Annotated in this window: 17 protein-coding genes and 2 pseudogenes; 11 read left to right on the forward strand and 8 right to left on the reverse strand. The window is 60.8% G+C overall.

The genetic code is table 11. The annotated features are described in order from the left end of the window. Nucleotides 1–106: 106 nt before the first annotated feature. Entirely contained in the window at nucleotides 107–2,053 is a 1,947-nt protein-coding gene (locus tag ACIGCK_RS14235) for a helix-turn-helix domain-containing protein (RefSeq protein WP_396666901.1), read from the reverse strand. 160 nt (nucleotides 2,054–2,213) lie between these two features. Here ACIGCK_RS14235 and ACIGCK_RS14240 point away from each other — a divergent pair, with 160 nt between their 5' ends. The 7 genes from ACIGCK_RS14240 (at nucleotide 2,214) to ACIGCK_RS14270 (ending at nucleotide 11,285) form a co-directional block, all read left to right on the forward strand. Next, complete coding sequence (locus ACIGCK_RS14240; protein WP_396666902.1) at nucleotides 2,214–3,710, forward strand: aldehyde dehydrogenase family protein; 1,497 nt, start codon at nucleotides 2,214–2,216, stop codon at nucleotides 3,708–3,710. Nucleotides 3,711–3,769: 59 nt separating this feature from the next. Further along, nucleotides 3,770–4,801, forward strand: a complete 1,032-nt coding sequence (locus ACIGCK_RS14245; protein ID WP_396666903.1) for a zinc-dependent alcohol dehydrogenase — start codon at nucleotides 3,770–3,772, stop codon at nucleotides 4,799–4,801. A 250-nt stretch (nucleotides 4,802–5,051) separates the two neighbouring features. Next, complete coding sequence (locus ACIGCK_RS14250; protein WP_396666928.1) at nucleotides 5,052–6,155, forward strand: alcohol dehydrogenase catalytic domain-containing protein; 1,104 nt, start codon at nucleotides 5,052–5,054, stop codon at nucleotides 6,153–6,155. Nucleotides 6,156–6,590: 435 nt separating this feature from the next. Continuing rightward, on the forward strand, nucleotides 6,591–7,736 hold the full coding sequence (locus ACIGCK_RS14255; protein WP_396666904.1) for a sugar ABC transporter substrate-binding protein: 1,146 nt from the start codon (nucleotides 6,591–6,593) through the stop codon (nucleotides 7,734–7,736). Nucleotides 7,737–7,765: 29 nt separating this feature from the next. Then, complete coding sequence (locus ACIGCK_RS14260; protein ID WP_396666905.1) at nucleotides 7,766–8,779, forward strand: ABC transporter permease; 1,014 nt, start codon at nucleotides 7,766–7,768, stop codon at nucleotides 8,777–8,779. Then, complete coding sequence (locus ACIGCK_RS14265) at nucleotides 8,776–10,293, forward strand: sugar ABC transporter ATP-binding protein (protein WP_396666906.1); 1,518 nt, start codon at nucleotides 8,776–8,778, stop codon at nucleotides 10,291–10,293. The genes ACIGCK_RS14260 and ACIGCK_RS14265 overlap by 4 nt, the downstream gene beginning before the upstream one ends. Continuing rightward, nucleotides 10,290–11,285: an ABC transporter permease gene (locus tag ACIGCK_RS14270; protein ID WP_396666907.1), complete on the forward strand. Its 996-nt coding sequence runs from the start codon at nucleotides 10,290–10,292 to the stop codon at nucleotides 11,283–11,285. Before ACIGCK_RS14265 ends, ACIGCK_RS14270 begins: the two co-directional genes overlap by 4 nt. A 349-nt stretch (nucleotides 11,286–11,634) precedes the next feature. Here ACIGCK_RS14270 and ACIGCK_RS14275 read toward each other — a convergent pair whose 3' ends face one another. Beyond that, nucleotides 11,635–11,766, reverse strand: a complete 132-nt coding sequence (locus ACIGCK_RS14275; protein WP_396666931.1) for a hypothetical protein — start codon at nucleotides 11,764–11,766, stop codon at nucleotides 11,635–11,637. Here ACIGCK_RS14275 and ACIGCK_RS14280 point away from each other — a divergent pair. Continuing rightward, nucleotides 11,707–12,824 (forward strand): IS3 family transposase gene (locus ACIGCK_RS14280; protein ID WP_396666929.1). Its coding sequence is split into 2 segments (ribosomal slippage): nucleotides 11,707–11,944 and nucleotides 11,944–12,824, totalling 1,119 coding nucleotides; the frame shifts between segments, so codons are not numbered across the junction. The genes ACIGCK_RS14275 and ACIGCK_RS14280 overlap by 60 nt on opposite strands. A 47-nt stretch (nucleotides 12,825–12,871) precedes the next feature. On the opposite strand, the pseudogene ACIGCK_RS14285 reads toward ACIGCK_RS14280, so the two are convergent. Further along, nucleotides 12,872–13,162, reverse strand: a pseudogene (locus ACIGCK_RS14285) (IS3 family transposase); the annotation flags it as partial. A 124-nt stretch (nucleotides 13,163–13,286) separates the two neighbouring features. Between ACIGCK_RS14285 and ACIGCK_RS14290 the strand changes: the two are divergent. Then, nucleotides 13,287–14,597, forward strand: a complete 1,311-nt coding sequence (locus ACIGCK_RS14290) for an ISL3 family transposase (protein WP_396666908.1) — start codon at nucleotides 13,287–13,289, stop codon at nucleotides 14,595–14,597. A gap of 291 nt (nucleotides 14,598–14,888) precedes the next feature. On the opposite strand, the gene ACIGCK_RS14295 is transcribed toward ACIGCK_RS14290, so the two are convergent. The 5 genes and pseudogenes from ACIGCK_RS14295 to ACIGCK_RS14315 all read right to left on the reverse strand — a co-directional run bounded on the left by ACIGCK_RS14295 (nucleotide 14,889) and on the right by ACIGCK_RS14315 (nucleotide 20,566). Further along, complete coding sequence (locus ACIGCK_RS14295) at nucleotides 14,889–15,866, reverse strand: IS481 family transposase (protein WP_396666909.1); 978 nt, start codon at nucleotides 15,864–15,866, stop codon at nucleotides 14,889–14,891. Nucleotides 15,867–15,959: 93 nt separating this feature from the next. After that, nucleotides 15,960–16,157: pseudogene (locus tag ACIGCK_RS14300) on the reverse strand (IS3 family transposase); the annotation flags it as partial. A 175-nt stretch (nucleotides 16,158–16,332) separates the two neighbouring features. After that, on the reverse strand, nucleotides 16,333–17,754 hold the full coding sequence (gene argG / locus ACIGCK_RS14305) for an argininosuccinate synthase (protein WP_396666910.1): 1,422 nt from the start codon (nucleotides 17,752–17,754) through the stop codon (nucleotides 16,333–16,335). A gap of 106 nt (nucleotides 17,755–17,860) precedes the next feature. Beyond that, the gene (locus ACIGCK_RS14310) at nucleotides 17,861–19,039 is read right to left on the reverse strand and encodes a pyridoxal phosphate-dependent aminotransferase (RefSeq protein WP_396666911.1); all 1,179 of its coding nucleotides are present in this window, start codon (nucleotides 19,037–19,039) and stop codon (nucleotides 17,861–17,863) included. A 72-nt stretch (nucleotides 19,040–19,111) separates the two neighbouring features. Continuing rightward, entirely contained in the window at nucleotides 19,112–20,566 is a 1,455-nt protein-coding gene (locus ACIGCK_RS14315) for an aldehyde dehydrogenase family protein (RefSeq protein ID WP_396666912.1), read from the reverse strand. Between the two features lie 107 nt (nucleotides 20,567–20,673). On the opposite strand from ACIGCK_RS14315, the gene ACIGCK_RS14320 reads away from it, so the two are divergent. Together ACIGCK_RS14320 and ACIGCK_RS14325 are read left to right on the forward strand one after the other, a co-directional pair. Continuing rightward, nucleotides 20,674–21,456 carry an IclR family transcriptional regulator gene (locus ACIGCK_RS14320; RefSeq protein WP_396666913.1) on the forward strand — a complete coding sequence of 261 codons (783 nt, stop codon included), beginning with the start codon at nucleotides 20,674–20,676 and terminating at the stop codon, nucleotides 21,454–21,456. A gap of 156 nt (nucleotides 21,457–21,612) precedes the next feature. Next, nucleotides 21,613–22,692 carry a zinc-binding dehydrogenase gene (locus ACIGCK_RS14325; protein ID WP_396666914.1) on the forward strand — a complete coding sequence of 360 codons (1,080 nt, stop codon included), beginning with the start codon at nucleotides 21,613–21,615 and terminating at the stop codon, nucleotides 22,690–22,692. Nucleotides 22,693–22,775 lie beyond the last annotated feature (83 nt).

The following is a 22,775-nucleotide window of genomic DNA, read 5'->3' on the forward strand; positions in this document are numbered from 1 at the left end:
ATTGGTACGACAGGGGGCAACAATCATGCCGGTCCCGGCTGGCTGCCTTGCTCCTCATCCTCGCGGGTCAGGAGCTACGAACAAAGTAACGGGGGCGAGAGCCGATTCACCTCGCCCAGGAGACCGGACTCATTTGACCCTGTGAACCAGCGGTGAGCCGCCACGTCTGCAAAGCAATTTGCATATCGAGGCGTCGAGGCCGTTCACGCCAATCCGGGACCAACCGATCTATCTGGGCGAGTCTTTGACGGACGGTGTTTCGATGAATGAAGAGTTCTTCGGCCGTGCGAACGGCGTTTGATTCTGAGTCCAGGAACGTCCACGCGGTCATGGTGAGCTCAGTCCCGTGGGTTCTGTCGTAGTCGAGCAAGGGTCGAATGGCTGCGGTCAGCGCATCTCGACTCTCTGGGGTGCGGCAGGCATCGAGCAACGCGCCGGTCGCGCCGAGCATGTCGCCGTCGAGCATTCCATTGCGTACACCCGTCCCGAGAAGAGCGGACATGCCCCGCTCGGCGCGAATGTGTGCAGCAGGGATGGACGCGAGATCTAGCACGGGGCCTGCTCGACCGATCACGGCCTCAATGGAGCGTTTCTCGAGTTCGTAGCGAATTACGTTTGCGATTCTCTCGTACCCTGACGCGATGACGCAGGTGTGTGTATGGTCCTGGTTCCCGGTGATGTGCTGTGAGATGAGTGCTGTTCTTGCACCGAGGCCCTTCACGATCGCGGACTCGATGCGGGCGGGATCAGCGGAGTGGGCGCTGATCGTCAGGACCATGACCGGTTCCCCGGAACTGATACCGTATCGGGTCGCGCGTCGCTTCGTCTCCTGTGTTTGCTCGCCGTCGCGAAGGAGTGCGTCCATGAGTGCTGATTGCAGAAGCTTGTTTGCGCGGTTTGCGTCGAGGTCAAGGTCGAGGCGTTTTGCAATTGGTAGGAACGCGACGAGCCGCTTGAGTAGCGCGCACTCTGCCGTATCTAGGCGTTTGCGCACAATGAGTGTCGCATAGTGGTTCCCGGCGACCTCACTGCATGCGATAGTTTGCTCGAACCCATCTTCCGCGTAAACCTGGGGTTCCGCGAGAGCGAATGCCCGATCAATCGTCTCCCGGGTTGTTGCACCGATGAGTGTTGGGTTCGGGTCAGAAGGCTCTTCGCTGTTTTCCGCGGGGGCTTTGGTTGTTGCGAGTACACCGTGTGCAGCGTCTAGGATCGTTACTTTGGCGCTGAAGACTCGCGCGGCGAGCTGAAGCAGACCGTCAAGACCGTCGCCGACCGTGACCCGCGTGATGAGATGGTCGTCCAGCTCCACGAGAGCCGACACTGCTTCGAGAAGTTCGGTGCCAGTGCGTTGCTCCTCACTCAGCCGCTTGAGGGTCTCGTTGACGTTCGAGAAGCGTTGCACGTTATCGAGCGCAACCGAAGCATGCTTTGCCAGCGTATCGACGAGCTCAAACATTTCGGAGGTGTATTGACGCGGGCTTCGATCGGAAATGAGGAGGGCGCCAATCACCTTGCCGCGGAGATTCATCGGCACAGCTAGGATTGAGCGCACGCCCTCGCCCCTGACGGCTCGGTCAGCGAAGCTGAGATGGTCAAAGGTTGGGTCGTCAAGATAATCCGAGGTCGTGAATGGTGCAATGCCAGTGGCAGCTCGGCCAATGACGCCAATTCCGATCGGTAGTCGCAGCGTGCGGTACGCTTCGGTATTTACCCCGTCGCACTTGCGAATGTAGACCTCGTTCGTCTCCAGGTCGTTGAGTGCGATGTACCCGATGTCGCTGCCAGTCAGTATTCGTACGCGCCGGACGATTGCGAAGAGCACCTCTTCGACGTCCCCGGAGTGGCCGAGGTTGGTTGCGGTGTCGTGCAGTACACGCAGCAGGTCTTCTCGAAGCTTCGAGCGGGCGAGGCGACGGTTGAGGTCGCAAAGATCGTCAGCGCCGTCCGCGGGCAAATCCCCGCGCTCGACGGCGCTCCGTGTTTCGGCGATGAGCTCCTCTTGGGAAACTCCGCGCAGCAGGAGCTTGAGGTAGGGCAGAACCCTATCCACTCCGCGACCTCTGTTCATTATGGCCACTCCGAACATGTTTGATGTCGATCTGTGTTCACCCTGCCCATACTACATCGCCCTGTCTGATCCTAGTGTTGATGCTGCCTGGAATCCAGGTGACAGAGTCGTCGCCCTGAGGGCGCCAGAACGAGGAGCAATAATGTCGTCACCATCGATACTGGATGATTCAATCGGGGCACGGGCGGAGCGCATCGCGTCTGACGCCGTAGCCTCACTTCGATCGCGACGGTTCTCTCAGTTAATTGATGGCGAACTCGTTGCGGGCGCGACCTCTCAGGGCGTCATTGACCCTGCGACGGAACTCACTATTGCGACCGTGCCCGTTGCCGACAACGCGCAGATTGACCAGGCCGTGGACGCAGCGAAGCGGGCCTTCGCGACCTGGCGGAAAACTGACCTCTCGGAGCGAATCGCGATCGTTCAGAGCATCATCGAGCGCATCGAGCAACACCGTGACGATATCGCGCAGCTTACGACGCTCGAAATGGGCAAGCCCTACGAGGCCGCCCTTGGCGATGTGGACCTGGCGCTGACCTGGGCTCGCGACACGGCAGCTGACGTGACCCGCATTCTCACGCCCCTCATCGCGCGAGAAGACGAAACTGTACGGGTCGAGGTTCGACGCAAGCCGATCGGGGTCGTCGCGGCCATCGTGCCATGGAACTTCCCCTTCTTCCAGTCGGTTTACAAGCTGGTTCCTGCCGTGCTGACCGGCAACACCGTGGTGCTGAAGCCCGCACCCACCTCGCCACTGAACGGCCTCCTGCTCGGGGAGATCATCGCCGACATCGTTCCAGCCGGGGTCGTGAACGTTATCGGCGACGGTGGTGACGCGGGCCCAGTGCTCGTCGCCCACCCGGGAGTCGGCAAGGTGTCGTTCACGGGCTCGACGGCTGCTGGGCGACGGGTGCTCGGAGATTCCGCCGCGACGCTTCGCCATGTGGTGCTTGAACTCGGTGGGAACGATGCAGCGCTCGTGCTCGATGACGCTGACATCGCGGAAGTCGCGCGCGGCATCTTCCCTTGGGCTTTCTTGAATACGGGGCAAGTCTGCATCAACATCAAGCGAATCTTTGTGCCGCGTGCGCGGTACGACGAGTTCTGCGAGGTGTTCGCTGGCATTGCGAACAACGCGAAAATCGGACACGGGCTCGATCCATTGACTGAGTTCGGGCCCCTAGCTCACTCGCGACAGTACGAAGCTGCGAAGTCATATGTGGAAGTGGCACATCGTGATGGCGCGGTCATCGCGGGTGGCAGCATTCCGGAGGGACCCGGGTACTTCGTGCCGCCTACAGTGGTGCGGGACGTTGATCCGAATAGCACCCTGATCCGTGAAGAGACGTTTGGGCCGGTACGTTCGATCATCGCCTACGACGATGTCGACGAAGCTATCGAGCTCATCAATGACACCATCTACGGTCTCGGCAACTCAGTCTGGAGCAGCGACATTGATCGTGCAGTCGAGGTCGCCGATCAGCTTGAGAGCGGCTCGGTCTGGATCAATGAGCACTTCGCGCTCTACCCCGACGTGCCGTTCGGTGGCCAAAAACAGTCGGGTGTTGGCACCGAGTTCGGTGATGAGGGAGTCCTTCTCTTCACCGAGATTCAAGCCCTCAGTATTCCAAAGCACTGAGCGCTCCCAACGCCCAGCATCTAACACACAAGAAGTGTCATGAGGAAGGAAGCCAGACCATGACCATTAATTATCAGGCCGCAGTCGTCCACAACGTTGGTGGGCCGATGACCTTTGACGAGCGGGAGGCGCCGCAGCTCGGCCCGCGCGAGGCGCTCATCAAGCTCCGTGCTACCGGTGTCTGCCATTCTGACGTGCACACTGTCGATGGAGACTGGCTCGTACCGCCGCCACTGCCAAGCGTTCCCGGTCACGAGGGCATCGGTGAGGTCGTCGCGCTCGGTTCTGAAGTGCAGGGAGTCGAGATCGGCGAACTGCTCGGCATCGGCTGGAACAACCGCGCTTGCGGTGAGTGCAGCTTTTGCCAGGACGGCTGGGAGACGCTCTGCGACAATCTCACGATCCACGGCTATCACATCGATGGTTCTTTCGCGCATTACATGGTGGTCGACACGAAGTACGCGGCCCGAATTCCCGAGGGCGCAGATGTGCTCGAGGTGGCTCCGCTGCTGTGCGCCGGCGTGACAGTGTACAAGGGCCTGAAGCAGGCTTCTGCGACTCCCGGTTCATGGGTTGCGGTGGTCGGAGTCGGTGGGCTTGGACACCTGGCCGTTCAGTACGCCCGAGCGATGGGTTACCGAGTGGTCGCTGTCGATATCAACAGCGATGCGCTGGAACTGGCGCAAGAGCACGGCGCCGAGTTCGTTGTGAACTCGCGTGACGCTGACGCGGCCGAACAGATCACTGCTCGGATTCCCGGCGGCCCCGCTACAGTGTTTGTTTCGGCCACTCACCCGAGTGCCTACGAACTTGCGATCCAGGTTGTTCGTAAGCACGGAACCGTGATCTGCATCGGCATCCCCGCATCCGCCGTGTCTGTGCACATGTATGACGTGGCCGCACGCGGTCTCACGCTGCTCGGCAGTACCGTCGGCACGCGCAAGGACATCGAGGAGTCGATCGACTACCACACGCGCGGCCTCGTGAAACCAACGGTCACCGCTCGCAGGTTCGATGAGCTCAACGACATCATCGACGAACTCCGTTCGGGACGCGCCCACGGCCGTTCCGTTGTCGACTTCTCTCTGTAGTTGATTGGCGTGGGAGCCAGACCGGGCGCTGGATCCCACGCAACCGCTAAGTTGTGCCGCTGCCCTCTGGTGTGTGACACCATGCATCTGGCACCTAGCCGTTTTGAACACGCCTTGAACGGCTCGGGATCGACCGTGCACTTTGACCGTTCCCGGAACTCTCGCACACTGACGAACAGGAATCACCATGTCAATCGATGCCCCAACTGCTTCGTCCGCCCCCTCCGACGCACACGGCGAGAAACAGTCAATGCGCATTCTCGGTGCGGTGCTGGAGCGAAGCGGTGCCCCGCGTCCATACACCGCGAGCAGGCCAATCTCGGTCGACGAACTCGAGCTCGATCTTCCGGGCGAGGGCGAGTTGCTTGTTCGGATTGAGGCGGCCGGAATCTGTCACTCCGACCTCTCTGTCGTGAACGGTGACCGGCCACGGCCCCTGCCGATGCTCTTGGGGCATGAAGCGGCGGGGATCGTCGAATTGGTCGGAGCCGGGGTGACCGGGGTTCATGTCGGAGAGCGAGTCGTGATCACATTCTTGCCGAGGTGTGGCGTGTGCACGGCATGTGAAACTGGGGGGCGATTGCCCTGCGTAGACGGGAGCGCGGCGAATGCGGCAGGAACCTTGCTTTCGGGCGGGCGTCGCATTCGACGATCCTCTGGGTCTGTAGAGCACCACCTTGGCGTGTCGGCGTTTGCGACGCACGCGGTCGTTGACGCGCGTTCTGTCGTGCCGGTTGATGCTGACGTTCCTCCAGATGTCGCAGCGGTTCTCGGGTGCGCGGTGCTCACGGGAGGCGGTGCGGTGATCAACGCGGGCCGGCCGGCTCAGGGGGAGACGACGATCGTTGTTGGAATGGGGGGCGTCGGCACCGCCGCACTCCTCGTAGCCGTTGCGCTCAACGCGGGTCCAGTGATTGCGGTTGACGTTAACCCGGAAAAGCTGCAGCATGCCCTCGAGTTGGGCGCTGAGCGTGCGCTGACGCCCGAGGACGCCCTGAAATCGAACTTGCGGGCGGAGCTGGTCATTGAGGCGGCTGGCCATCAGTTTGCGTTTGAAGCTGCGTTTGCGTTGACGGCGCCCGGTGGTCGCACTGTCACGGTTGGGTTGCCCGCGGAAGACGCCATAAGTCGGATCTCGCCGGTTGCTGTGACCGCGGAGGCGCGAACGATCATCGGTAGCTACCTTGGATCAGCAGTTCCGTCCCGAGACATTCCGCATTATGTGCGTTTGTGGCGTGAGGGCCGTCTTCCCCTCGAGTCCCTCATCTCTGGGCACGTTGAGCTACAGGGAGCTAACGAGGCGATGGATGATCTCGCCGACGGTCGAGTGCTTCGGCAGGTGATCGTCTTCTGATCGGGCTCTCAGTATGCGGCTGAGAATCGCATCTTCCGCAGGCTTAGGTGGTAGTGAACTTTACGCTACCCGATTCGAAGATGCGGGTGATGGGGTGCGCCGCAGACCGTCGTTTCATCTTGCACATCAATGGCATACATGCACATAAACAGACAATGACAGTGGCCTATATGAACATTATAGTACGCGCTTTGGTGCTCTATCTTGAACGCAATTCGCAAAGCGAGAGGGTGCATTTCTCTCGTGAGTTTCTCGAAAGTGGAGGACGCTGATGTCCGCTTAATCAAGATCATCATTCGGTGACTCGCGCGAAATGGGTTCCTTGCCCCTGCCACCATCCGCGCGGCCCCGACAGAGATGGCCCAATACGCCAGGCTCGGACAAGTTTATTTCCATCTACGAACACCACAACACGGACTTAGGAGGTCCATCATCATGAAGTTCAATACGCCCTCAACGGCGAAGGCGGGAATCGGCCGTCGTGCCTGGCGTGCGCTGGGTGCGCTGGCACTGGCTGGCTCGCTTGGCTTGTCGGCCTGCACCTCGACTGCAGGCGGCGAAGCAGAGGGAGAAGCGCAGCAGTACACCAAGGATGACGTGATCATGATCACGTTCGAGCGCAGCATCGACTACGCTTACGGCGCGTCATGGGTTGACGGTGCCACGAAGTACGCTGATGCGATTGGCGTCGAGCACAAGGTCGCGCTGGCGCACGGTGACTCGAACAAGCAGCTCCTGGAGATCCAATCGATCATCGCGCAGGGCAAGCAGGAGGGCAAGATTGTTCTGGTCATGGGTGACCCGGACGCCTCCGCCGATGTTCCCGCGATCGCTCAGGCCGTGAAGGCGGGCGGCGGCTACCTCGTGACCGGCTGGAACAAGCCTGACGATATGCATCCTTGGGACTTCGGTAACAACTGGGTCGCACACGCTGACTTCGACGGTGTCGAGTTCGGCGAGCGTGGCATGACAAACCTTGCCGAGGCTATGGGTGGCGAAGGCGGCGTTGTGATGCTCGCAGGTGTGCTGGACAACCCGCCGCAGAAGCAGCGCAAGGAAGGCGCGCTCAAGGCACTTGAGAACTACCCCGGCATCACCGTGCTCGATGAGCAGGTGACGAACTGGGACCGTAACCTCTCTTACGATGCTGCCAAGCAGATGATCGCCAAGCACGGGTCTGCACTGAAGGGCTTCTTCGGCGCCAATGATGACATTGCTACCGGTGCTGTACAGGCTGTCAAGGAGTCGGGACTGAGCGATCAGATCAAGGTCGTCAGCGCCTCCGACGGCACCCCTGAGGCTATTGAGCTCTTGCAGTCGGGCGACCTCATCTCGAGCACCTTTATTGACCCGTGGTACTTCGGCGCTTGGGGCCTGGCAATGGGCCTGGCCGCAGCAACCGGCGAACTCGACGTGAGCTCGCTCACCAACGAGCAGCGTGAGGTTGTCATCCAGGGCTTCCCGATCGACCAGTCAAACGCGCACGAGTATGCAGAGGCGCCGACCGGTGAAGAAATTGTGGCTGCGCTGAATGAAGGCCTGTACGCCCGTGTTCTCAACACCGACGGCCCGAAGAACTAAGTCCGTTCAATTCTGAGTCCGGAGTCATTATGGCCACGACACACCACGTTGCAGCACCAGCTGCAGAACGAACCAAGAAGGCAGAGGGAGTAACTGCGAATTCCAGCACGATCGGACCGATCGTCACGCTGCTTGTGCTAATCGTTGTCTTTACGGTCATCAACCCGCGGTTCGTGAGCCTCGAGAACATTCAGACCGTTTTGTATCAGGCGGCAATCCCTCTGATCCTTTCGGTCGGGGCTACTCTCGTCATTCTTATTGGTGGTATCGACCTGTCGATCGAAGGCGTGATGGCAGCGGGTGCGTTAACCTTCGTGCTGTTGTCGCCGAATAACATCAATGACAGTGACTTCGGAGTGATGGCAATCGGGGGAGCGCTGCTTGTCGGCGCTCTCCTGGGAGGCCTCAACGGCTTCGCGCATGTGCGCTTGAAGATACCGTCCTTCATGTCTTCTCTGGGCGTTTGGTACATCGGTCTTGGCATTGCCTCAATGTTGTACGACCAGAGCACCCCGCGCCTGTCGGAGAGCGCCAACATCGCGTGGGCGAGCGGCACGATCTTCGGTATCTCCAACTCCTTCTTCATCGCTCTCGGCGTGATTATCCTTGGCGTCGTTGTGTCCCGGTGGACACGCTTCGGAAGGTACGCCTATGCGATCGGCGGAGACGAAGCCGTTGTCCGGCTGACTCCCATCAACATTGGTCGATACAAGATCGCGATATTTGTGGTCGCGGGCGCCTGCGCGGCATTCGCTGGGGTGCTCGGAAGCATTCGACTCGGCGTCGGTGTGCCGGCAGTTGGCACAGGCCAGCTCTTCACGACAATCTCTGCGGTGGTGCTCGGCGGAACCCTGCTCAGTGGGGGCCGAGGCGGCATGCTCCACTCGCTCATCGGCGTGATGGTCATCGTGGTGCTTGCGAACGGCCTCGTGCTTTCAGGTGTGAGCCCATATGTCCAGCAAGCCGTGCAAGGCCTGGTCGTCATCGCTGCCGTCGGCATTGCAGGTTGGAAGCAGCGTTCTATCTTGAGGATCGTAAAATGACCGAGTATGCACTCCAGCTGAATGACGTCACTAAGCGCTTCGGGGCGGTGACCGCACTCGAATCGGTCTCACTGAGCGTGAAACCTAACGAGGTCGTCGGGATTATCGGGGAGAACGGCGCGGGTAAGTCAACCCTGCTCAAGGTTCTCGCAGGTATCTACCAACCCGACTCAGGCGAGATCGTGATCGGGGGGAAGAAACAAAAGGTCAACGGACCGCGTCACGCGGGAAAGCTCGGCATCGGCGTCGTGCACCAGGAGCAGTCTCTGGTTCCTTCGATCACTGTCACGGAGAACCTGAACCTCGGGTTTGAGGGGAACGTCGGCCGCTGGGGCTTGTATCGATGGTCGAAGCTGCGCGCTGAAACACGATCCTTCCTGTCACGTGTGAGCAGCACCGTTGACCCTGACGCCCGCACAGACTCGCTCTCGTTCGCAGAACGCCAGATGGTAGAAATTGCGAAGTCGCTGAAGGCAGTCGCAGGTGCTCCCGGCAGCCCGGTCATCGTGCTTGACGAACCCACTTCGGTGCTGGAACGCGATGACATCGCCGTGCTGCAGAAGGAAGTCGAGGCGCTGAGAGAGATCGGATCCGTGATCTTTGTCTCGCACCGACTCGATGAAGTGCTGGATTTCTGCGACCGCGTCTACGTGATGCGCGGGGGACAGGTGGTTGCGGAACGGGAAACCGAGGGGGTCGCCGAGGAGGAACTCTATCGCCTGATGGTGGGTAGGGACGCTTCGGGCCTGCACTACATGGAGGACCAGCAGCTTGAACCGCAAGACGAAGCGGTGCTGCAGGTGACGGGACTGACTTCACCCGGTGCCTTCGAAGGCGTAAATCTAACCGTTCATGCCGGCGAGGTCGCAGCCATCGTGGGTACGAACGCGTCAGGTCGGGAAGAAGTGGCACGTGCGATTTTCGGACTCCACGGCTACACCGCGGGCGAGATCAAAATCAAAGGTGAAGTACTGAAGCCCGGTAATCCCCGAACAGCGATATCTCGGGGCGTAGGGTATGTACCGGCTGAACGAAAAGTTGAAGGCATAATAGCGGGAATGTCGATCGGCCAGAACCTAGCGATGATCTTCTCGCGGGCGATTGCCTTCGGTCCGTTCCAGAGCCCTCGAAGAAGGCGTGAACTCAGCAACGCTTGGATCGATCGGCTGCATATTCGCCCCGCAGATCCGAACGCCGACATCGGCGCGCTCTCGGGTGGAAACCAGCAGAAAGTAGCCTTTGCCCGTTGGATGGTCGAACCGGACGTTCGCGTGCTGATTCTCGACCACCCCACGCGCGGTCTCGACCCCGGAGCGCAGCAGGACATCTACGCTCACATACGTGAAGCTTGCGAATCAGGCGTAGCGGTCTTGGTGCTCGGTGACACGCTGCAGGAATGCATCGGACTGGCGCACAAGGTGCTCGTGATGCGTGACGGAATGGTCACCGCCCTGTTCGATGCACCTCGGACGCACAAGCCGACCCCACTTGATCTGATTAAGGAAATGGTATGACACGCGTAATTGAACGCACCTCTGCCGGCCAAAGTGCGGCTAGTGCGTGGAAGAAGAAGCTATCTCTAAGGCCTGTGGTGCCGTTTGGGATGCTCGTTATTCTGGTGGCGATCACCGCGATTATTCAGCCCTCGTTCTTCACGGCGGCAAGCGTGAACGTGCTCATTGAGGGTTCTGCTCTTATCGCGATTCTCGCGCTCGGACAGATGTTCGTGCTGCTGGTCGGTGGCATCGACCTCTCCAGCGCGGCAGTGGGCACCTTCACCGCAGTGCTATTTGCGAAAGTCGTGGAGCCGCTCGGGCCGTCTAGCGTCGTGGTGGTGCTCGTCGCGGCTACGGTGATTGGGGGTGTGAACGGCTGGCTCGTCGCTTATCTGCAGATTCCCTCATTCATTGTGACCCTGGGTTCGCTCGCCTTTTGGCAGGCTGCAGCGCTCATTCTCTCCGATGCGACCACGCTTTCAGTATTCGGCGCTGGGTACGACCTTGTCGGGTGGATCACCGGGCAAAAGATTGGGCCATTTACCCCCTCGGTGTGGCTGACGGTGGTGCTTGCTCTGGTGTCATGGTTGATGCTGAGGTACACCAAGCTGGGCCAATCGCTCATCGCTGTCGGGCTCAATGAGCGAGCCGCTCTGCTTGCAGGGCTGCAGACGCGATGGATGAAGATCCTTGCGTTCGCACTATCAGGGCTGTTCTCAGGATTTGCCGGACTGACCGTTGTTTCGGGCTCGTTCAGCGCGGGCCCTGGGCAGATCGACGCCCTTCTTCTTCCCGCTATCGCAGCTGCCATCATTGGCGGTTGTTCGCTGACAGGTGGCATCGCCAACCCCTTGAATGTGCTGATAGGTTCATTGGTGCTCGTCGTGCTGCGGATGGTTCCCACCGCGATCGGCCTCGACGCCAGGTCCCAGCAGATCATTTACGGCGTGACGGTCATCGCGGCTGTGGTGGCCACGATCGATCGCTCAAAGATTCCGATACTTAAGTAGCTGTCGCGTTGGGTCTGACACGAACGCAGCTAGCAGCCCGGCGTTGCCGGCAGGGCAACGCCGGGCACCTAAGTGGTGCACCCGTTCCCCTGCCGTAAGTAGGCGTTCTTTTTTGGGGGTAGGACGACGAGGTAACTGCGGGCGGCCGCCTCTCGTTACCATGGTGACCATGAGCTCAACGAAGGTACCGTCATCTGTGCGGTCAGATGACCCTTGAAGAGAGGGTTTCGCTCATCTCGGGCGGCAACTTCTGGAAAACGAAGCCCGTGCCCCGCCTCGGCATTCGGGTCTGCTGCACGTTTAGGTGACAGTTTGACCTGCCCCACAGTTTGGTTTCCACTCCGGGTAGCTAGTCGATGGCCTTCATGAAAGGCTCACCCGTATGCCACGCCCCTACCCGCCAGAGTTCCGTGCACGCGCGATCGCGCTCGTCCGAGAAGGCCGACAGGTCAAGCAAACCGCTGCAGATCTTGGCATCCACGAGGTCACGCTGCATTCGTGGCTCCGTCAAGACGATATAGATTATGGCCGCAGGCCCGGTAGATCTACCAGCGAAGACGCGGAGCTGCGAGCAGCACGAGGCCGGATCAGACAGCTCGAGCAAGAGCTTGAGATCGTGAAACGCGCTTCGAAATGGCTCTCCGAGGAGGAACGCGTCGACCCAAAAGGGCCCACCCGGTGATCGACCGTCTCGTCGATGCCGGGGCACCCGTAGAGACTTGTTGCCGACTCTTAGGTGTCTCCAGGCAGGGCTACTACCGGTATCGAAAACGCCCAACTAGCCCCACGCAGTTGCGTAGGCAGTGGCTCACGGGCCTGATACGTGAAATCCACACGGCTTCGCGCGGAACCTATGGGTACCGTCGCATCCACGCCGAGCTCACCATCGGCTTGGAGATCCCGTGTTCGAGTCGACTGATCTCAGTACTGATGACGAAAAGTGGAATGTACGGGCTTCCCGGTCCTACGCGAGTGAAACGGTTGAAGGGTGTGGCTACCGCTGATGATCTCGTGCACCGCAAGTTCCACCGACTGTCGCCGAACGAGCTCTGGGTCACGGACATCACAGAGCATCCCACGCGGGAAGGAAAGGTGTTCTGTGCGGCAGTTCTTGACGCATGCAGCCGGAAGATTGTGGGGTGGGCGATCGATTCCAAGCAGGATTCAACTCTCGTGGTGAATGCGCTCGACATGGCGCTCCGAGCGCGAACGCCGGGCCCGGGTGGCATCGTTCACGCCGACCACGGAGTCCAGTTCACGTCCTGGGCCTTCACTCAGAAGGTCCGCTCTGCAGGGCTTCTGCCTTCGTTCGGAACCGTCGGTGATGCGCTCGACAACGCGATGATGGAATCGTTCTGGTCCTCGATGCAGATCGAGCTGCTCAACCGGAAGAAATGGAAGACGCGGATCGAGCTCGCGAACGCGATATTCGAATACATCGAGGTGTTCTACAATCGCACACGAAGGCACTCGTCCTTGGGTTATCAAACGCCCACGGACTTCGATCTCGCCCTCTCAAAGCAGTTGACATCCGCCTGAAGCTAGCGACCGGGACTGGAAACCAGACTGTAGGTCAGGTCAAACTGTCACCTAAACGTGCAGCAGACCCCATCAGTCACGAACGACACACACGAACCCGACCAGGTCGCGACATAAGTGATGTCGCACACCCAGAGCCGTTTCGGCCCGTCGGCAATGAACTGCCGGTTCACGAGATCTCCGGGTAAGCGATCGTTCGGATCGATTCTCGTAGTGATTGCTTTCCTCGACCGGCGCACCCCGCGAACACCAGCCAGATTCATGAGCCGCTCAGTCTGATCGCGGCCGATCTCCCAGCCTTCACGCTTGAGGAGGGCATGCATCTTCCGTCGCCCATACCCGCCGTAATGCGGCTCTTCGGAATTGAGGGTGTAGACGGTACGCCCGGAGTGGTGTCGGGGAAATAGATCGAGGTCTCTCGATGATGGAAGTTCTCACACTACCCATCCGAAAGACCTCGACGTGTCCAACGCTACCTTCTGCACCCCTGATCTCACTGCTTTCTGCCGCCTGGATGAACTCGGCCTGGAAGCGGTCGGGCAACGCCTCGAACCAGGCCGGGCTGTACTCGAGTGTCGTGTCAACGAACCCGACCCCTGGTGCCGTCGTTGCGGGGCCGAGGGAACCCTGCGTGATACCGTCACCCGAACGCTCGCGCATGAGCCCTTCGGGCATCGCCCCACGGTCCTGAACATCCGGATCCGCCGTTTCCGGTGCTCCTGGTGCCGGAAAGTCTGGCGGGAAGACACCACTGCTGCGGCACCTGTCCGGGCGAAGATCTCTCGTGCCGGTGTCCGCTACGCGCTCGAGGCGCTCGTGATCGATCACCTCACCGTCGCACGTGCGGCCGCGAATCTCGGGGTGTCCTGGCACACTGCGAACACCGCGATCCTCAACGAAGGTCGCCGCTTACTGCTCGATGACCCCGGTCGTTTCGACGGGGTCACCACTATCGGTGTCGACGAGCATGTATGGCGGCATACTCGCCGCGGCAACAAGTATGTGACGGTGATCATCGATCTCACCCCGGTGCGTGAGAAACGAGGCCCGGCCAGGCTCCTGGACATGGTCGAGGGTCGGTCGAAACAAGTATTCAGTGACTGGCTTGCTCAGAGATCCCAGGCCTGGCGTGACGGGATCGAGATCGTCGCGATGGACGGGTTCACTGGGTTCAAGACCGCGTCCAAGCAGCATCTGCCCGACGCGGTCGAGGTGATGGACCCGTTCCACGTCGTCCAGCTCTCCGGTGATGCACTTGATCGGGTCAGACAGCGAGTGCAGCAGGAAACGCTCGGGCATCGCGGGAGGCGCGGCGATCCGCTCTACGCGATCCGGAGAGTGCTGCGCACGGGCGAAGCGTTCCTGACCGAGAAACAGCAGGCCAGACTCGACGCAGTGTTCGCCGATCCGGCATATGCGGATGTGTGGCGGGCGTGGCGGGTCTACCAGCAGGTCGTCGCAGCGTACCGAGAGAAGCACGGCGGGTTCGGGCGGAAGCGACTGCGCGAACTCATCGACACTCTGAAAGCGACCACGCCGGCCTGGTTCATCGAGCTCCGCAAACTCGCGTACACGCTCGACCGGCGCCGGGAAGACATCCTCGCGTACTTCGATCATCCGCGGACTTCGAACGGGCCAACCGAAGCGATCAACGGTCGGCTCGAGCACCTTCGTGGTTCCGCTCTGGGATTCCGGAACCTGACTCACTACATCGCACGATCGTTACTCGAGGCCGGAGGATTCAGGCCACACCTACACCCTCAATTCCGATGAGCCCGTAATGCTTGGCGTGGAGCCGTAGGCTCTCGGGCACGAGCAGCTCGTCACGTAGACGCTTTGCAGAGGCAGGTCTGAGTCTTGCTGCCCGGTATCCGCGAGAGGTGAGAATCCACGAACTGCCGCTTTGGGTGTGCGACAGAGGAACTCGCCCCCGTAACGATCACGATGCTCATCAATGAACGCGATCATTTCGTTCATGGCCGGTCGAGTTCTTTCGCGAAAACACACTCGCAGCTTTGAGCACCGCGTTCGCTTTTCGCAGCTCGGCGTTCTAGCTGTACCCGGTCAGTGGGTTGGTGACACTCGGCTGATCGGGGGCCGGCCTCCGCAAGCGGTATGGCCTCGATCATAGTTGTAGTGGTCGAGCCAGGGCCCGAGCGCCTCGACCCGCTCTTGATTATATGTGAACGGTCGCCGGTAGGCCCAGCCTTCCTGCAGAGTCCGGTTGAACCGTTCGGCCTTCCCGTTCTGCCAGGGCGAGTGAGGCCTCGTGAGGACATGCTTCGCGTTGAGCGCCGCGATCGCGGCCTGGAAATCCCGCGAACGACGATAGTTCAGTGCGTTGTCAGTCATGACCTCACGGACCTGGACCCCGTGGGCGGAGAAGAACGCGGCAGCATCGGCGAGGAACTCGACGCAGGTGGCTCCCTTCTCGTCCGGGAGCACCCGCGCGTAGGCGAGGCGTGAGTGGTCATCAACAGCAACGTGCACGTGATCCATGCCGAGCTTCTTCGACTGCCCGCGCCCGCGATTGTGGTCAATAACATCGGGGCCGTCCACGCGCCAGCCGCCACCCTCGGGGACGCGGCCGAGTTTCTTGACGTCGATGTGGATGAGATCTCCCGGCGCAGCGCGCTCGTAGCGGTGGCTGGTGCGACGCGAGGCCCGGATCCTGATCCCGGTGACCGGGTCGAGCTGATGCAGCGGTGCCAGGCCGGCCCGGGCGATGATCCGCGACACTGTTGCGGGGCTGACCCCGGCCCTGGTGGCGATCTCATCGCGTCCGATCCGTTCGTCTCTCCGGATACGCAGCACACGCTCCGCGACCAGGGCCGGGGTTCTGCCGGGCGAGCGATGGGGTCGTGAGGAACGCTCGTGCAGACCAGAGAGCCCCTGGTCGCGATAACGGCCGATCCAGCGGTGGGCACACTGACGCGAGACGCCCATTTCTTTCGCGACGTGCGCGACGGGACGTCCTGAGAGTATCCGCCGGACCAGGATCAGTCTGCCCGCGGGGGTGAGTTTGGCATTACGGTGGGACACGAGAAGGCCTCCTCGGTTGAGTGACGTTAGACACCACTCATGATGGAGGCCTTCTCCCTATCCGTCAGTCACCAACGTCCCGACCGGGTACATCTAGCGCTGCAAACGGCGAATTTCAGCTTGTGCGTTGGTGTAAGTGCCGGGGCGTTCGCCAGCATCAACCTCGTAGCGGCGCTGCCACACGCACAGGGTCTCCGGGCTGACATTGAGCAGACCGCCCACGTGACGACACGTCGCCATCAACGACTCGTGCTCAGGTTTCGCCTCGACGAGCATCCGGAGTGCACGCTGCCGGAACTCTGGGTCCTATTTGCTCGGCATGGTCTTCCCATCCTTGTATAGAGGTCGGAACTAAACCCAGGCCGAATCAGTTTCATGCCCCTATCGGCACGAGCTCGACTGAAACCTCGATCCACTTTTGATTAACGGCCGCCCATCTTCGGTAGCCCTGGCGTAAGAACGTGGTTCAGTCTGTACCTGTATCAAATGCAGCCGCGAGGCCAAGCTCATCCGCATTCTCATCAATACCTTCGACAGCGCTTGCGATTGCTTCAGCGCCGCCAGATTCGAGTTCACCGACGAGGTCTGCCGTCGCGCCACCTACGAGGCTGAGCTGCGCGTACTGCTCGAGGCGCGCGCGCGAGTCGGCGATGTCGAGGTTGCGCATGGTGAGCTGGCCGATGCGATCCTCGGGGCCGAACGCCGCGCCCACGGTGCGCTCCATCGAGAGCTTCTCAGGGTGGTAGCTGAGGTTCGAGCCCTCGGTGTTCAGGATCGTGTAGTCGTCGCCGCGACGCAGGCGCAGCGTGACCTCGCCGGTGATCGCCGAACCGACCCAACGCTGCAGCGACTCGCGCAGCATCAGCGCCTGCGGGTCGAACCAACGCCCCTCATACATAAGGCGACCAAGCATTCGGCCGTCGTTGTGGTACGACGCGAGGGTGTTCTCGTTGTGGATCGCGTTGACGAGGCGCTCGTATGCGATGTGCAGCAGCGCCATGCCCGGAGCCTCGTAGATGCCGCGCGACTTCGCCTCGATGATGCGGTTCTCGATCTGATCCGAGACGCCCAGGCCGTGGCGGCCGCCGATCGCGTTCGCCTCGTACACGAGCGCCACGGGATCGTCGAACTCGACGCCGTTGATGGCGACGGGGCGACCCGCCTCGAAGCGCACCGACACCTCCTCGGTGGCCACCTCGACGTCGTCTCGCCACGCGGCGACGCCCATGATCGGATCGACGATGTCGAGGCCGGTGTCGAGGAACTCGAGCCTCTTCGCCTCGTGCGTGGCGCCCCAGATGTTGGCGTCGGTCGAGTAGGCCTTCTCGGTGGCGTCGCGGTAGGGGTAGCCGTGTGCGACGAGCCACTCGCTCATCTCCTGGCGGCCGCCGAGCTCCTCCACGAACTGCTTGTCGAGCCACGGCTTGTAGATGCGCAGCGCAGGGTTCGCCATCAGCCCGTAGCGATAGAAGCGCTCGATGTCGTTGCCCTTGTAGGTCGAGCCGTCGCCCCAGATATCAACGCCGTCCTCCTTCATGGCGCGCACCAGCAGCGTTCCGGTGACCGCGCGGCCGAGAGGTGTGGTGTTGAAGTAGGTCTTGCCGCCTGAGCGCACGTTGAACGCGCCGGTCGCGAGCGCGACGAAGCCCTGCTCGACGAGCGGGCGCTTCGCGTCGACGAAGCGCGCGATCTCGGCACCGTACTCCTTCGCGCGAGCGGCGACGCCGTCGATGTCCGGCTCGTCGTACTGCCCGATGTCTGCCGTGTAGGTGCACGGGATAGCGCCCTTGTCGCGCATCCACGCGACCGCGCAGGAGGTGTCGAGACCACCGGAGAACGCAATACCGACTTTCTGGCCAGTAGGAAGGGAAGAGAGAACCTTAGACATGGCTCGATTACTCCATCGTAGAATTTTGAGATAGTGGTGGTAGACCGAAGGCCACCCACTTGCTGTTGCTAGTGAATGGCCTCTCGCGTCGGCTGGTGCAGCGGCCTTACTTCTTCATGAACTCAGCAAAGCCATGAATTGCGGCCCGAATAGTGTCTTCGCTGGCTGCGTAGGAGAGGCGCAGAAACCCCTCGCCGCCGGAGCCGAACGCAGTTCCAGGAACGACGGCAACGCGCTGTTCCTCGAGCAGCTGAGTTGCGAACTGAGCACTGGTCTTGCCCGTAGCGCGAATATCGACGAATGCGTAGAACGCTCCTCCTGGGGTTGCGCAGTCGAGTCCGTCGATGGTGCGGATCCCGTCGACGACTAGGTCGCGTCGCTTCTGGTACTCGGTGACCATCTTGTGCAGATCGTCGTCGGGGCCTTCGATCGCTGCAAGGCCTGCCTCTTGGATGAAACCGGGCACGCAGGATGCAACGCCTTCCTGCATGCGCGGCATCAGAGTGAGGAAGCGCTTGGGGCCAATCACATAGCCGAGTCTCCACCCGGTCATCGCGTAGCTCTTCGAAAACGAGTTGATGATGAGGTAGTTGTCGAAGTCGGGATCGGCCTTGGCGACCGAGACATGCTCCTTGCCGTCATAGACGATGCGGTCGTACACCTCGTCAGAGATGATCGTGAAGCCGTGCTCCTTCGAGAGATCGATCAGACCCTGGAACTCTTCTTGGGAAAGGGTGGTACCGAGTGGGTTCGACGGCGCGTTCACTACGAGCGCTCTGGTGCGTTCGGTGATCAGTGGCGCGACGAGATCCGCAGTCATCTTGAACCCGGACTCCGCAGCGAGTGGCACCCGAACGGGAATCGCGCCGATCAGGTGCGCTTGTCCCTCGTAGCTCGGGAAGCCGGGATCGGGAACAAGCACTTCATCACCAGGCTCAAGAGAGGCCATGAACGACAAGAGCAGCCCCTCAGCCCCTCCCAACGTGATCATCACGTTCTCTTCGGTGAAGGGCCGGCTCCACGCTGCCGAGTATTTGCGCGCGATGGCCTGACGAAGCGGGATGCTGCCACCGTTCGGGGTGTACCGTGTGTTGCCGTCGCGCAATGCTCGGACACCCGCTTCGATGATGTGCTCCGGGGTGTCGAAGTCGGGCTCACCGACGGTGAGCTTCACGACATTGTCGTACTTCGCGACCTGCTCGAACACCGCACGGATACCAGAGGGCGGGTAGTCTGCCGCGAGACGAGACACCGGTGATTCGGAGACGTGGAAAGTTTCGGTCAATTCGGTTGGCTCCTTCGCCACCGCCCCGCGACCAGGTCGCGGGGCGGATCAAACGGATGAGAAAGGGATGGTTCAGTTCACCTGCTGCGGGATACCCAGCGGGTTGGAATCGTGCAGCTGTGCAGGCAGCAGCGCCTCGGGGAAGTTCTGGAATACCACCGGACGCAGGAACCGCGCGATCGACGTTGTGCCGACCGCAGTCGTCGTCGGGGCCGTGGTCGCCGGATACGGGCCGCCGTGCTGCTGTGCGTAGGTCACCGACAGACCGGTGGGCCACTGGTTCCACAGCAGACGCCCGGCCTTCTCACGCAGAATCGGCAGCAGGTCGCGAGCAACCTCAAGATCGGAATCGCTCTCAGCCTCGGCGAAGATCGTCGAGGTGAGCTGCCCGTCCAGAGCCTTGGCCACCTCGGTCAAAGAAGCGGGGTCGGAGTAGGTCACCACGACTCCAGCGGGGCCAAAGATCTCAGCAATCAGCGTCTCGGGATCCGCGAGCACCTGGTCGATGCTGGTGAACAGCACCGTCGCCTCCGGAGGATCGGCGAGGCTGTTGTCACCCGACTTGATGGTGTCGACACCCTCTACGGCCTGGATGCGCTGCAGCTCGCGAACATACGACTCCTGAATCCGCTCGTTGAGCAGCGGAGCCGGGGAGGGAGACGTAGCGACACGGAGGCTCTCCACCACCGTGGAATCTTCGGGAACGAACAACAGTCCCGGCTTCGTGCAAAGCTGCCCCTGGCTGCCAGTGATCGATCCAAGGTAGCCGTCTGCTATTTCTCCGGGGCGCGCAGTAGCAGCGGCCGGCATGAAGAATGCAGGGTTGACGCTGCCAAGTTCGCCGTAGAACGGGATCGGCTCCGGTCGCGCATTCGCGATATCGAACAGCGCCCGCCCACCTGGAATGGAACCGGTGAACGAGGCGGCCTTGATTGCAGGATGCTTCAGCGCGTCGACGCCTTCCTGTTGGCCGTGGATGACTTCGAGCAGGCCCTCCGGTGCTCCCGCTCGTGCGGCAGCGTCGGCGATCACGGCAGCTGTCGCGTCGGAAAGCTTGGGGTGCCCCGAATGAGCTTTCACTACCACGGCGTTGCCTGCCGCGAGCGCAGCAGCGGTATCGCCACCGGCCACGGAGAACGCGAAGGGGAAGTTGCTGGCAGAGAACACGAGCACCGGGCCGATCGGAACGAGCATGCGTCGCAGATCAGGGCGGGGAGCGCCCATCGGCCATTCGGGGTCGGCATGATCGATGATCACACCGAGATACTCACCCTTCTCAATAGTCTCAGCGAAGATACGAAGCTGGAACGTCGTGCGCTTCAGCTCACCCTGCAGACGGGGCGTGGGAAGGTTCGTCTCTTCCTGTGCGATTCGAATCAGTGAATCACCTGCCGCGTCCAGCGCATCCGCAATAGCCCGAATCACGCGCGCTCGCTCGGCCTCCGAAGTGGCCGCCCAGACCGTAGCGGCCCCCGCGACCTTGACTACAGTGTCCTCGATAGACGCGACAGCTTGGCTCTCAGTCATTCATGCTCTCTTCCTTGATGTGAAACGAAGCGTTAATTCTGCGCGCATGGGCGTCCTCGCCTGACGCATGGTTCCATTGAACAACGTGGAGCGGTTAAAGTAGATGCATGCGATCCGATGAGCGGAACGAAAGAAAAGGGATGATTGCCCGCGTCTCTGACGTGATGGCTGCGTTCAATGCGGATGAGCCGGTGCTCCGCGTGTCTGAAATTGCTCGTAGGACAGGGCTTGCCAAATCCGTCACTTCGCGAATTGTCGCTGATCTTCTTGAGGTTGACTTCCTTGAACCGGCAGGCAAGGGTGTGCGTGTTGGCATCCGCATGTTCGAGCTAGGCGAGTTGGCGCAGAGGTCGAAAGAGCTGCGACAGCTTGCTCTGGGAGCGATGGCTGACTTGCGCCAGGCAACCGGCCTCACGGTGCAGTTGAGTGTGCTCAAGGACACTGATCAGGTTTATGTCGAGATTCTCCGAGGTCGTGGTGGAGCCGCTCAACTCGAGATCAAATCTCGTATTGGAGGCAGAGTCCCCGCATACGCGACCGCGGGAGGCAAGGCGGTGCTTGCGGCGCTGCCTGATGACGAAATCGAACGGGTGCTATCTGGCCCTCTTGAGAAACTCGGGCCAGGCACCATCACAGATCCTGTGACACTGAGGCGGCAGATCGCGCAGATTCGCAACGACGGGGTCGCGTACGAAATCGAAGAATCCAACCCAGGCGTAACCTGTGCCGCTGCAGCGATCCTGCGTGCCGACAGGTCTCCGCTTGCAGCGATTTCGGTAACGGGCCCATCTGCAGAAATCAACGTGAAAGTGTTCGGTATCGCCGTGCAGACAGCGGCGCTTGGGTTGAATCGGCGCATCCGTGCCAGTAGTGCTTTTAGTGATCTTTAGTTGATCCGCTCATCGGATCAGTAGTTTACGAATCAGGCTGGCCAGAACTTACAGTGTGACCGTACCCGCATGGCGGGCTGTTCTCTGAGCGACTCACGAAGTCGCTGTCGTGTCACACAAAGGAGTGCATTCGCAATGAAAGCGAAAGCAATGGTCATGTATGAGACCGGAAAACCGATGGTTCTCGAAGAACTTGAACTCGACCAGCCGGGGCCGGGCGAAGTGCTCATGAGAATCGAAGCGACTGGCGTCTGCCACAGTGACGCGCACTATCTCACCGGTGACCTCATCGCAAAGACACCTATCGTGCTTGGTCACGAGGGTGCAGGCATCGTCGAGGCCGTAGGCGAGGGCGTCACCGCGTTCAAGCCTGGGGACAAGGCCGTATTGCTGTGGCGTCCGCGCTGTGGCAACTGCGAATACTGCCTCGCTGGTCGCCCCGCACTGTGCCCACTCGGTCGGAGCCACGGACAGAAGAACGAACTCCTCCGTGGCGGTACCAGATTGAGCAAGGACGGAGTGCGCTACCACCACCTTATGGGTGACTCCTGCTTCGCGGAACGCGCCGTGGTCTCTCAAGAGTCGCTTGTCGCGATCGACCAGGACGTACCCTCAGAGATCGCCGCGATCGTGGGATGCGCAGTGATTACCGGGATGGGCACCGTCATGAACTGCATGCCTGAGCCCGCAGGTAAGAGCATTGCGATCATCGGAGCGGGCGGAGTGGGGCTCGCCGCCGTCATCGGCGCACAGCTCGTCGGTGCAGCACAGATCATTGTCTCCGATGTCGTTGACAGCAGGCTCGAGAAGGCACGTGAACTCGGAGCAACTCACACGATCAACTCCGCCGAGGAAGACTTCGCCGAGCGGGTTAAGGATATCACCGGTGGCGGCGCACACTACGTGTTTGAAGCCATTGGGAAGCAGACAACGATCCGCGCAGGCTTCGGTGCATTGCGTTCTGGTGGCACATTAGTCGTCGCGGGGCTTGGCAGAACCCAGGATGATATCTCAATTCCCCTAAACCACCTCGTGCAGGGCGAGAAACGCATCGTTGGAAGCCTCTATGGTTCTTCAAATATCCCACTGCAGCTTCCGGAGATACTTCGTCTCTATCGTTCGGGTCGGATTCCGCTCGACAAACTTCTCGATCAGTCGTTCCCGCTCGCAAGGGCAAACGAAGCTATCAAACACCTTCGCACTAAGACAGTTGGGCGTTTAGTCCTCGTTCCGTAGTCCCGGAAGCACTTTAGACGCCCGCGAAAGCGAGGCCGGTACTCCCACATTTACGAGAACTTCACATAACAGGAAAGGGACGT

Source organism: Microbacterium sp. NPDC078428 (assembly GCF_044542535.1).
GTDB classification, from domain to species: domain Bacteria; phylum Actinomycetota; class Actinomycetes; order Actinomycetales; family Microbacteriaceae; genus Microbacterium; species Microbacterium limosum.